This window comes from Metaclostridioides mangenotii (assembly GCF_017873185.1).
Taxonomy (GTDB): Bacteria; Bacillota; Clostridia; order Peptostreptococcales; family Peptostreptococcaceae; genus Metaclostridioides; species Metaclostridioides mangenotii.
Window position 1 is genome coordinate 141000 of sequence record NZ_JAGGJX010000006.1, and the last position, 12651, is coordinate 153650.

Annotated in this window: 13 protein-coding genes; all 13 read left to right on the top strand. The window is 31.5% G+C overall.

Annotated features, from left to right (window positions below):
* Positions 1–133: 133 nt before the first annotated feature.
* The 13 genes from J2Z43_RS12500 to J2Z43_RS12560 all read left to right on the top strand — a co-directional run bounded on the left by J2Z43_RS12500 (position 134) and on the right by J2Z43_RS12560 (position 12628).
* The gene (locus tag J2Z43_RS12500; protein ID WP_209457455.1) at positions 134–1006 is read left to right on the top strand and encodes a class I SAM-dependent methyltransferase; all 873 of its coding nucleotides are present in this window, start codon (positions 134–136) and stop codon (positions 1004–1006) included.
* Positions 1006–1671 (top strand): RluA family pseudouridine synthase, encoded by a 666-nt coding sequence (locus J2Z43_RS12505; protein ID WP_330617502.1) that lies wholly within the window; start codon positions 1006–1008, stop codon positions 1669–1671. The genes J2Z43_RS12500 and J2Z43_RS12505 overlap by 1 nt, the downstream gene beginning before the upstream one ends.
* Before the next feature lie 20 nt (positions 1672–1691).
* Positions 1692–2549, top strand: a complete 858-nt coding sequence (locus tag J2Z43_RS12510; RefSeq protein WP_209457457.1) for a MerR family transcriptional regulator — start codon at positions 1692–1694, stop codon at positions 2547–2549.
* 211 nt (positions 2550–2760) lie between these two features.
* Complete coding sequence (locus J2Z43_RS12515; protein WP_209457458.1) at positions 2761–3720, top strand: beta-propeller fold lactonase family protein; 960 nt, start codon at positions 2761–2763, stop codon at positions 3718–3720.
* A gap of 411 nt (positions 3721–4131) precedes the next feature.
* Complete coding sequence (locus tag J2Z43_RS12520; protein WP_209457459.1) at positions 4132–5286, top strand: trans-sulfuration enzyme family protein; 1155 nt, start codon at positions 4132–4134, stop codon at positions 5284–5286.
* 74 nt (positions 5287–5360) lie between these two features.
* The gene (locus tag J2Z43_RS12525) at positions 5361–6602 is read left to right on the top strand and encodes an MFS transporter (protein ID WP_209457460.1); all 1242 of its coding nucleotides are present in this window, start codon (positions 5361–5363) and stop codon (positions 6600–6602) included.
* Between the two features lie 234 nt (positions 6603–6836).
* Positions 6837–7541, top strand: coding sequence for a peptide arginase family protein (locus J2Z43_RS12530; RefSeq protein WP_209457461.1), 705 nt, complete (start codon positions 6837–6839; stop codon positions 7539–7541).
* A gap of 83 nt (positions 7542–7624) precedes the next feature.
* Positions 7625–8122, top strand: coding sequence for an SEC-C metal-binding domain-containing protein (locus J2Z43_RS12535; protein ID WP_027703093.1), 498 nt, complete (start codon positions 7625–7627; stop codon positions 8120–8122).
* A 111-nt stretch (positions 8123–8233) separates the two neighbouring features.
* Positions 8234–8686: a YaiI/YqxD family protein gene (locus tag J2Z43_RS12540; RefSeq protein ID WP_209457462.1), complete on the top strand. Its 453-nt coding sequence runs from the start codon at positions 8234–8236 to the stop codon at positions 8684–8686.
* Positions 8687–8688: 2 nt separating this feature from the next.
* Positions 8689–9633: a dipeptidase gene (locus tag J2Z43_RS12545; RefSeq protein ID WP_209457463.1), complete on the top strand. Its 945-nt coding sequence runs from the start codon at positions 8689–8691 to the stop codon at positions 9631–9633.
* Positions 9634–9714: 81 nt separating this feature from the next.
* Complete coding sequence (gene yabG, locus J2Z43_RS12550) at positions 9715–10572, top strand: sporulation peptidase YabG (RefSeq protein WP_209457464.1); 858 nt, start codon at positions 9715–9717, stop codon at positions 10570–10572.
* Between the two features lie 144 nt (positions 10573–10716).
* On the top strand, positions 10717–10983 hold the full coding sequence (locus J2Z43_RS12555; RefSeq protein ID WP_024621505.1) for a Veg family protein: 267 nt from the start codon (positions 10717–10719) through the stop codon (positions 10981–10983).
* A 94-nt stretch (positions 10984–11077) separates the two neighbouring features.
* Entirely contained in the window at positions 11078–12628 is a 1551-nt protein-coding gene (locus J2Z43_RS12560; RefSeq protein ID WP_209457465.1) for a DUF3794 and LysM peptidoglycan-binding domain-containing protein, read from the top strand.
* The last annotated feature ends 23 nt before the right edge of the window (positions 12629–12651 follow it).

Sequence of the window (12651 nt, forward strand, 5' to 3'; positions counted from 1 at the left end):
ATGCTCCTCTCTACATAAATTTAAGCTATAATAGAGTATGAATTAAGATGCGATAGTGTTAATAAAAAGAACATAAATCTTATAAGATTATGGTATAATACTGAATATTAGATGTATTATACAGGAGGAAGAAATGTTATTACTTGCAGATAAATGGAAAGATTATGAACTTATAGATATGGGAAATGGAGAAAAGCTTGAACGCTGGGGGCAGTATGTGCTTAGAAGACCAGATCCTCAAGTAGTGTGGCCTATGGAAACTGAGTGGGCTCTATGGAAAAGCCCTCATGGGCACTACCACAGAAGCAACAAAGGTGGTGGAGAATGGGAACATAAAAAGAAGTATCCTGAGCAATGGACAATAAATTACAAAGCTTTAAAGTTCCATATAAAGCCGACTGGATTTAAACATACAGGTCTTTTCCCAGAGCAAGCGGCAAATTGGGATTGGATGATGGAAAAGATAAAGGGAGCAAATAGACCGATTAAAGTCTTAAACTTATTTGCATATACAGGTGGAGCTACAGTTGCATGCTCATACGCAGGAGCTGAAGTTTGTCATGTCGATGCTGCCAAGGGAATGGTAAACTGGGCTAAAGACAATATAGAGTTAACTGGACTTAAATCTAGACCAGTTAGATTTATTGTAGATGATGTAGTAAAATTCGTTGAAAGAGAGATTAGAAGAGGTAAGAAGTACGATGCTATAATAATGGATCCTCCTTCTTATGGGCGAGGTCCAAAAGGTGAAGTTTGGCAAATAGAGGAGAAACTATTTAGTTTTGTTGAGCTTTGCATGGGAGTTCTTTCTGATGATCCTCTGTTTTTCTTAATAAACTCTTATACTACAGGTTTTTCTCCTATAGTTCTTGAAAATGTGTTATCTACAACTGTAGGGAAGCAAGTAAATGGTGGGAAAATATACGGAGGAGAGCTTGGAATACCTGCATCTAGAGACGGAAAAATACTGCCATGTGGAATATTTGGAAGATGGGAGAGCGTATAGTGGTCAAAGTTATATACGAAGACAACCATCTTTTGGTAGTAGAAAAGCCAGTAAACATACTATCTCAATCTGATCAGACCAATGATAAAGATATGGTAAATTTACTTAAAAAATATTTGAAAGATAAATACAATAAACCAGGCAATGTCTTTGTCGGGCTTGTTCACAGACTTGATAGACCAGTTGGAGGGGTGATGGTGTTTGCCAAGACTTCTAAAGCGGCGTCGAGGTTATCGGAGCAAGTGAGAAATAAAACATTTAAAAAGACTTACAGAGCTGTCGTGCATGGCAGTTTTAACAAGGAAAACGATATATACAAAGATTTCCTATATAAAAATAAAAAGACAAATATGGTCAGTGTAGTAAATAAAGATCATAAAGAAGCTAAAAACGCAGAATTAAGCTTTGAATTATTATCTAGTAAATATAATTTAAATTTTGTAGAAATTAATCTAAAAACTGGAAGATCTCATCAAATCAGAGTACAGTTTGCTAGTAGAAATCATCCGTTATTTGGCGATCAGAGATATGGACAAGAAGTCAATAAAGTAGGGCAACAGTTAGCATTATGGTCACAAAAAATAGAGATAGTTCACCCAACTACAAAAGAAAAGATGGAATTTGAATCTTTAGAACCCGATGAATATCCATGGAATTTATTTTAATATGATTGAGGGTGGATCACATGATTAAATACTTATCTATAGGCGAAATGGCAAGACTTCATAAAATCAGCATTCAGACACTTAGATACTACGATCAAATAGATTTATTTAAGCCAGTACATGTCGATTTCGATAGTGGTTATAGGTATTATTCTATAGATCAATTCTCACAGCTTGATTTGATTAAGTATTTAAAATATCTCGGAATGTCGCTTAAAGAGATTAAGCTAAATCTAGACAACAGCAATGAAGAAATACTTAAACTACTAAACAGTAAAATAGGATTGGTTGAAGATAAAATAAAAGAGTTGGAGCTTATTAAGAAAGTTTTAAGTTCTAAAAAAGATACTATCGAAAAAGGTTTTAAATCCGATGAAGTCGGTAAAATTGTAAGAAAGCATATAACTAAAAGAAGTATTCTATCTATTAGCTATGAAGAAGGGCTTACTCACGAAGAAACTTTAGAGCTGTCGAGAAGACAGATCGCTAATATTTTAGAAGAAAATATATCAGTTTTCTATGGGGGAGTAAGTGGGCTTATATCTATAGATAATTTTCTAAAAAAAGAGAAAGTAAACTATGAAAACAGCTTTGTGACAGTTGAAAGAGATTTATTTAATGAAAAATCACAAAAGTACATTTCAGAGATTTCTTCTGGAGACTTTATTTGTATGACATATAAAGGAGACTATAGTGGAAACTATGAGCCTATAAAAAAACTTGTAGATTACGTAGAGTACAAGAGAATACCTGTAGAGGATTATATTTATGAAATTCCAATAATAGATCCTTTATCTGTCAGTGAAAAGGATGATTTATTAACTGAAATACAAATACAGGTTAAAAAGAGAGAAATAGATACTAGATGTCTAGTATAAACTTGTAAAAAAAGGAGCATCTCGGAAGTTGAGATACTCCCTTTTTAATTTACAAAACAGTATTTATTAATCTAACTATATTAATTTAGTTTTTGAAACGTCGACTTTAATAATTTGCAGATGTTCTTAGTAAGAACATATACATTCACTTTACATAAAATAAATATTAGTTAAATATTTATTTGGTTACTTCGATAGGAGGTTGTTATCAGTGAATGATTGCGAATTGAAGTGTGATATCGAGAATGGGTGTAAAAGTGAAAGAGGCAATATTTATATTTCTGGACTTGGAATAGAGTCATCTAAAGGAGTTATTTCAGTAGTAGACGGCGTAAATCACAATATAATTGAAAAGATAAAAGTTTCATCAGATGTCAGAGGTATTGATGTAAACAATTATACTAAGTTTGTTTATGCTGCAAATATTACCGGAAATAATGTGTTAGTAATTGATTCAAAGAGCAATAAAGTTGTAAAAAAAATCGATGTTGGAGACTCACCTTTCTTTGTTAGGGTAAATCCCAATACAAATCTTGTATATGTAGCTAACAGAGGTTCGAGATTTGTGTCTGTTATAGATGGGATAACTAATAAAGTAATAAAGAATATTAAGACTCCGAAAGCAAGCTTGCAAGCTAAAATAGATATAAATTTAAATACAAACACAATATATATTTCGAACAATGGATCTAATAATATTACTGTTATAGATGGGATTTCAAATTCGGTAATTGGATATGTAGATGTAGACTCAGCGCCATCGGGAATTGCTGTGAATCCTAATAACAATAAATTATACATTGGGTACAATTCGTCTAGCACAGATTATATTACAGTGTTAGACGGAGAAAGCAATAAAATTATAGATAAAGTTGTCGTTGACAAAAGACCCCAGTTTTTACGAGTTAATCCAGCTACTAATCTTGTATATGTATCAAATGCCACAAGCGGAACGGTATCGGTTATTGATGGGGTGTTGGATAAAGTTATAAGATCTATCAGGGTAGGGGTAGCACCTTATGATATAGCTTTAGATGTTCATAGAAACATCATATATGTAGCTAATTATAGTTCGGGAGATATTTCAGTTATTAGAGGAAGTGATAATGCTGTAATGGAAACCATATCTCCTGATATTTGTGGAACTTGGGGAGTTGGTGTTATAGAATAAAAAATAAAACTTAATTATCATAAATGTAAATAAGACAGTATGAAGGTAAATTGAAATTATGTAGACATCCGATAATATGGATTAAACGTACCTGTACTGTCTTAAATTTTGTCTAGAATAGAAAAACTCTATTGTTGATATAGAATTTTAATACATATGATGGAAAAAAATATAAAAATACCATTAAATTATAAAAATATTATACAAAAAAGAGATTGACTCTATAGTAACTATAGAGTTTATAATATATTATAACACAGGGAAAAAAGTATTTATATGTCGAATGAATAAAATATATTTGCAGAATAAGTTCTCAGAATATGGTATTTTTTTGCAAAATGGATTTTATATATAAAGTTAAGAAATACTAATTGTGAAAACGATATTTATTAATAGCATGGAGGAATGGAAATGAGTATGAATAAAAATCATGAGCTAGAAACAAAAATAATTCATTGGGGTCACGAACCAGATCCAACAACAGGATCTTTAGCTTCTCCGATTTACCAAACTGCTACTTTCGCAGCTAAATCAGTTGAGCACTTTGAAGAGTTATGTATGAATTGGGGCTATGTATATTCTAGAGAATGTAATCCCACTTTAACAGAATTAGAAGCTAAATTAGCTATGCTTGACAATGCAGAAAGCGCTATCTCAAGTACATCTGGTATGGGTGCAATAACATCTACATTACTAGCTTTAGTTAAAAGCGGGGACCATATAGTAAGTTCAAGTGGAATATTCTCACACACTAAATTATTTATGAGTGAGTTACTAGCTAAATTTGGTGTAGAAGTTACATTTGTAGATGCTATAAATCCTCAAAACATAAAGGACGAGCTAAAGGCAAACACTAAAATAGTTTATATAGAAACTCCTTTAAACCCATCTTTAGATTTAGTAGATATAAAAGCGGTTGCTGATATAGCACATGAAAATAAAAGTTTATTAATAGTAGATAGTACTTTCGGAACTCCTATAATTCAAAGGCCATTAGATTTAGGCGCTGATTTAGTAATACACAGTCTAACAAAATACATGAATGGTCATGGTGACGCATTAGGCGGATCTGTTTCTGGTTCAAAAGAATTAATAGACCTTGTAAGATGGCCAAGTCTATGTTGTTTCACAGGAGCTTCAATGTCTCCACTAAATGCCTGGTTGATATTAAGAGGAATGAAGACTCTAGATATGAGAATTAAAAAACACTGTGAAAATGCTTTAGCAGTAGCTGAATTCCTAGATAGTAATGAAAACGTTGAGACAGTTAAATACCCAGCTTTAAAATCTCATCCTCAACATGATTTATGCCAAACTCAAATGAACGGTCTTGGAGGTGGAGTTGTTTCGTTTAAATTAAAAGACGGAATAAACGGACTTACTAGAGACCAAGCTAGTAGAAAATTAATGAATTCACTAGAAGTATGTACGATAGCTACTAGTTTAGGTGAAGAGCATACACTTGTTCAAATGGATGGAGAAAACCTTATTAGAATAGCTTTTGGGCTTGAATCATCTAAAGATATAATAAATGACTTTGTACTATCTATCAAAAAAATAAAATAAATTAAAAAGATAATTAGTGGATACCTACCCGTAAAATATATCCACTGTCACTAAATATAATTAGGAGATAAACAATGGAAAAAAAGAGCAATATTAAACGATTTTCAATTATTTTCATATTGGCATTTGGTATGACTGCAATGTACAGTTTGCCGTATATGAAGTCAGCATTTTACGATCCTATGCAACAAGCCTTATCGCTTAGTCATACTCAGATAGGTAATTTACTTAGTACTTACGGTATGGTAGCTATGGTATCCTATTTCATAGGTGGATGGTTTGCAGATAAATTCTCAGTAAAAAAACTTATCACACTTTCACTTGTTATATCGGGATTATTAGGATTCTACTTCGCTACATTCCCATCTTACAGCATGTTAGTTGTAATATTTATTTTATGGGGATTCACTACAATAATGACATTCTTCCCTGCTTCAGTTAAAGTTATAAGAATGCTTGGAGATGAGTCAGAGCAAGGAAGACTGTTTGGATTCTATGAAGGATTATCTGGTATTGCTGGAACATTAATATCATTTATAGGACTTTACTTCTTTGGTAAATTCGCTGCTATAACAGTAGGTTTTAAATACGTTGTTTGGCTATATTCAATATCTTCAATAGTGTGTGGAATAATACTGTACTTCTTAATCGAAGATGTTAAAGATACAGAGAAGTCAGGTGGTGGAATGAGTATATCATCATTCTTAAAAGTAATAACTATGCCAAAAGCTTGGTTAATAGGATTGACAATATTCTCAGTTTATTTAGTATTCTCAAGTTTGACTTACTTAAGTCCATACTTATCAGAAGTTTATGTTATGCCTTTAACTGTAGTTTCTGCATTATCAATAATAAGAACTTATGTTATAAAAATGGGGGCTTCTCCTATTACTGGTATAGTAACTGATAAAGTTGGATCTTCAATAAAGGTATTATTTGTAGGATTCTTATTAATGGCTGTAAGTACAGCGGCATTCTTGGTAATACCAAAGAGTTCAGCTTTCATGTGGGTAGCGGTTATCAACATGGTAATACTAAGTGTTATACTATTTGGTGCAAGAGGGATATACTTCGCAACAGTTTCTGAATCAAATATATCTATTGAAACTACAGGTGCTATAGTTGGATTTGCATCATTCTTAGGATTCTCTCCAGATGCTTTCTACTATACAATAGCAGGTAACTGGTTAGATAAGTACGGAAAAACTGGATACACTTATATATTCATACTTTCAGTAGTTTGTGCATTTGTAGGTATATTCTCAACTTACATACTTATGAAAATGAATAAAAAAGGTAGCGCAAAAGCAGCATAAAAATTAACATAATATAAAACATAATGGATTTATTGTGTATATAATATAAAGGGGATGATCTAAAATATTTAGTTCATCCCCTTTATTAATTATAGTTTGAATGAATTTGAATTTGCATTGAATAAAATTACCTCTAGTTGATTATTTTATGCTTTAATATCAAATCGTATATATTTAAATAATATAAAAAAGATTGTATACTATAGAAGATAAGATAAGAGGGGTGAACTGTTTATGGATAGATACACTGGTTTTTATATAGATAATCCTATAGGTAACAATAAATTTTCATTTAATGAAAGAAAAAATAAAAAAATATATGTGCCAAAACTTATAAAAGGCGGTTTGAACGATGTTGTACTAGGGGATGAAGTATGCTTTGATGAAGTTGAATGTGGGAAAGAATTGCTTTGCAAAGGGCTTAGAAATTTAGTGGAATACAACTATGAAGGCAAAAAAATATATATATTTGATAACCATAACCATGCGTTTTATTTCTGGATAAAGAGCTATTTATCAGGGGGATTTGCAAAAGGGTGTAAATTAGTACATGTAGACCAACATAAAGATACTAGAGTTCCCGAAAATTATAACGTAAATATAGAAGATATAGATGATGTATTTAGATATACAAATGAAGTGCTAAATGTCGGGAGCTTTATTAAACCGGCACTAGAATTCAATTTGTTTTCAGAAGCTATAATAATAGATAGCTTGTACGGATTTGATCTGGACATAAGTGGTGAATTTGTGCTGGATATTGATCTCGATATATTTTCAGAAGATATGGACTATATTGACTACGAATTTAAGATTAGTAAAATAAAAGGATATATAGCTAAAGCTTCTGTTATAACTGTAGCGACAAGTCCTTTCTTTATAGATCAAAACTATGCTATTAAGGTGTTAAAAGAATTGTTTAATTATGATATAATGTAATAGTTAATAAAGCCAATACAGAAATTTTGTAGAATAAATCAAAATACAATGTATAAATATAAGGTAATTTAGGAGGAAAACTTATGAGTTTATTTGAATCTTGGAATGATTTAAGTGATAATCATGAAAGCCAAGACGCCGAAGTTAAATTTTGGGAAGAATATTTAAAAATTGAGGCTAGTATATATAACGAAATTTTAAATGAAAAAATGGATGTTGTAGAAGGTAAGGTAAGTGAACTTGCTGAAAAATTTAATACATCAAATGAATACTTTATGGGATTCATAGATGGAATAAGTGAAAGCTTAAAAGAAGAGATAGTCTTAGAGGATGTAGAAGGTGATTCTGAAATATCTTTAAAAATAGACTGGGAAAAACTATTCTTTAATATGGTAAACGTAGAAGCTCATTGGCTATACGGTCTTACAGGTTGGGATGATATCCTTTCATTAGATCATAGAAAACAAGTTATCAAAGACTATAAAAAATCTAAGACTGTAGTTAAAGAAGAAAAAATAGGAAGAAACGATTCGTGTCCGTGTGGAAGTGGGAAGAAATACAAAAAATGTTGTGGTAAGTAATAGCTATTTTGCATAAAATTTTAATATTGTCAACTGAAACTATCTCAATATAATTTTAAATATAGAATTATGGTGAGATAGTTTTTTAAATTAGTATGGATTGGAGAGATTATGGTAATTTTTGTAGACGCAGATGCCTGCCCAGTTAAAAAAGAGGTAGTTAAAGTGGCAAAAGAGTTTGGATTAGAAGTATATATGTTTACAGATACAACACATGAGATCAACGATGGATACAGTAAAGTTGTAGTGGTAGACAAAGGAGCAGATTCGGTTGATTTTGCAATTGTAAACAAGCTTAAAGAGAATGATGTACTGGTAACTCAAGATTACGGATTGGCTTCTATGTCTCTAGCAAAAAAAGCTTTTGTAATACATCAAAATGGATTTTTATATACATTAGATAATATAGATCAAATGTTATTTGAAAGGCATTTAAATAGCACTGCAAGAAGAGGAGGGTTTAGAACGTCTAACCCTAAGAAGAGAAAAGAAGTAGATAATAGCAAGTTTGAGAATTGCCTTAGAGAATTAATAAAAACATTCATGAGAAGTGGGGGAAATTAATTATGAAGTTCATTGATTTACACTGCGATACAGTATCAAAACTTATGGAAGATATAGATAAATACGGACTTAGATCAAATGATTTTCACGTAGACATTGAAAAACTAGTAAAAGGCAATTGTTTGGCTCAAACTTTTGCACTTTATGTAGATATTGATGAAATAAAAAATCCATACAAATACTGTATGAGTATGGCGAAAAAGTTTCATAGTGAAATGGATAAAAATAAAGATGTTATAAAACTAGCTACAAACTACGATGAAATAATGAAAAATAAATCGGATGGAAAAGTGACGGCGCTTATGTCTATAGAAGAAGGTGCTGTATTGGAAGGAAATATTGATAATCTTAAAAAGTTTTACAATTTAGGTGTAAGGATGATGACTCTTAGCTGGAATCATAAAAATGAAATTTGTTTCCCTCACAATGAGGCAAAATATATAGATAAAGGACTTACTGATTTTGGAAGAGAAGTTGTTTGTAAAATGAACGAGTACGGTATGCTTATTGATGTTTCACATATATCGGATGGAGGTTTTTATGAAGTAGCTGAGTTTTCTAAAAAACCATTTATAGCTACTCATTCAAACTCTAGGGAAGTTACTAATCATACTAGAAATTTGAGTGATAATATGATTAAAATACTCGCTGATAGTGGAGGCGTGACAGGGATAAACTTCTTCCATTCGTTTTTGAGTGACAATGAAGGAATTGAAAGTAAGATTGAATATATGGTAAATCATATTAAACATATATACAATGTTGGAGGAATTGATGTAATAGCAATTGGATCTGATTTTGATGGTATAGAATCAAACGTAGAAATAAAAGATGTATCTGAAATGGATAAATTGTACGATCCATTAAAAAAAGAAGGCTTCTCAGACGACCAAATAGAGAAAATTTACAATAAAAATGTACTTAGAGTAATCAAGGATGTTTTATAAAGTGTAATGTCGTAGCTGTAAACAAATCTTTGCATTAAACATAGTATAGACTAAGAATAATTTATTGGAGGTTTATTTACTATGAAGATAGGAGACGTTGTAGCTAGAGAATCATATAATAAAGATATAATCTTCAAAATAGTATCTTTTGGTGTAGACGAAACAGGGGATAAAATAGCTATTTTAAAGGGAGTTGCCTTTAGAATTATAGCAGACGCTAAATTAGATGATTTAGTATCGGTTACAGCTCCTGATTTGAGGGAGATATTAATAGATAAAGAAGTTGAGACTAGACTCACTAGATCAGTAAAAAAGGCTAGAGATAGAGAAAGGAAGATGACAAGAGCTCTTCCTAAACTTCAATCTAATTCTAACACATATGGTATACCAGGAAAAGTGCTCCAAATCGATGGTGATAAGGAGTATTTAAATATATGTCTTGATGTATACGCAGAATTGGGAATTCCAGCTGCTGGAGTAGCAATATCAGAATCTAATCAATATAAAGAGGTCAGAGGGCTGCTAGAGAAGTACAATCCAGATATACTTGTAGTAACTGGTCACGACTCTATGACGCTTAAGAGAGGTAATATAGAGAATATAAACAACTACAGAAACTCACTAAATTTTATAAAGGCAGTAAAAGAAGCGAGAAAATGGCAACCTAATTTAGATAGCTTGGTTATATTTGCGGGGGCTTGCCAATCAAATTATGAAAAAATAATAGGAGCAGGGGCTAACTATGCGAGTTCTCCTGGAAGAATAATGATACACGCGTTAGACCCTGTTTTTATTGTTGAAAAAATAGCTTGTTCTAGAATCGATGTGGTAGTTCCTATAGAAGAAGTAATAGATCAAACAGTCACAGGAATAAAGGGAGTAGGAGGATCAGAAACTAGAGGAAAATTTAGGTGGGCCATGCCAAAAACGATGATTTAGTAAAAAAATCACAATAATTTAATAAAATTTTGAAAAAGTATTGACTTTTATTTCAAAAAAATATAAAATTATTGTTTATGGATTTGACAAGTATGTTTATTTATGATATTATGTAAACATATAAACGTTAAAGAAGGTGATTTTGTGGCTACTGTTCAAACTCTGGATAAGATCAGAATGAGCTTAGAAAGACACATTGGCAAGAAAATTTTATTGAAGGCCAATAAAGGAAGAAAGCAGATTATTACTAAAGAAGGTATACTTGAGAAAGTATATCCAAGCGTGTTTGTTATAAAATTAGATGATGAAAGTAATGGATACCCAAGGGTATCATACAGTTATTCGGACCTATTGACATCTAATGTTAAATTGCAAGTATACAGAGATCAAGATAATTTACAGATAAGTTAAAAATTACACCTATTTTAAATAGGTGTAATTTTTTTGTTGTTTTTTTAATATAAATATAGTGTGATATTTTATTTTTGTATTAGGGGGGTAAACTATGGAACTTATTAAAGATGTAATTAAACTTGATAATAGAATAGACTTTGGAAAATTCCAAACTTTTATTGAAGCGGAAACAGTTGTGCCAGATAAAAAGATGGATGTCTATGAAATCGTCAAAACAGAAGGGTACATATCGTTTAGAAAGGTAGAGGCAACTGATGGAAAGGTACTTTTTAGAGGAAGCTTTAACTACAATGTTATTTACATAGCTGATGATAAAAAGACTGTATCAAATGTAGATGGAAAGATAGATATAAATGAAGTAGTAGAAAAGGACAATGTGCTTCACAATATGGATCACATGCTTTTCCCAGAGGTCGAGCACATGGATTGTACTATTATGAATGAAAGAAAGCTTAAAATAGGAGCTCTTATGAATGTTAGAGGTAGCTTATTTGAAAAGCAGGCACTAGACATAGTAAAAGATGTCGCTCAAGTAGAAGGCATACAAAAGCACAGAAAAGAGATAAAATTCCAAGATATAGTGGGTCTTGAACAGTCTGAAAGTTCGATAAGAGATACTATAAATATAAATACTGATGAAATACAATCGATTATAAGCTTAAATCCTTGCATTAGAGTAAAAGAAAGCAGAGTAACAGACAACAAAGTTATTGTAGGTGGAGTATTAGAAGTTAACCCTCTAGCAAGCACTTATGAAAACGAGTTAGTTGAACTTGATAGAATAGGTATAGATTTTACTCAATTTGTAGAGATGGCTGGAGTAAGCGATGGAATGAAAGAGGAAGTTTTACTTACAATGTCCGATTTTAATCACAACTTTAGACAGAGCTCAGACAGTACTAATGGAGTGCTTGAAATAGACTGTACTGCTTTTTGTAAAGTTAAAGTAACCGATGAAGTAACAAGAGAGGTATTACAAGATGCTTATTCTCCACATACAATGATTAAGTTTGATCATAAACCTATAAAATTAAACAAAGTCTTAAGCAACTTTGAAGATACATTTACAGTTAGAGAGACTCTTAGAAATGATAACGACGACATACAGATAAAAGATCTAGTTAGTGTGTGCTGTACAACGTCTATAGAAAATTCATTTGTAGAAGAAAATAAAAGCTTTATACAAGGAATATTAAAACTCGACATTCTGTATATACCAGTTGAAGGACTAAAAATGGTATACAAAATAAGCGAAGAAATTCCTTTTGAACACGACATGGCTATAGAAAATATGACAGATGTATCTAATGTGTTTAATACTGCGACGATTGATAAGATAGATGCCGATTTAAATAGAGATCAAATAGATTTAACAATAAGACTTAAAAGAGTTACAGAAGCCTTAGATAAAAATACAGAGAGTTTTATAGTAAAAGGGGAAGATCAAGGTCCGTACGACTTGTCAAATGCACCAAGTATAATCGTTTATATGTGTAAAAAAGGAGATACTTTCTGGAACATAGCTAAAAAGTACAACACGACTGAAAGTGAAATAGCAGAGTTAAATGAGATTAGTCTAGAAGAGCCAATTCAAGAGGGTAAATGCCTGATACTTGAAAAGAAAGTTGCTATGCTAGGATAGATAATTATATAGTATAGTATGTG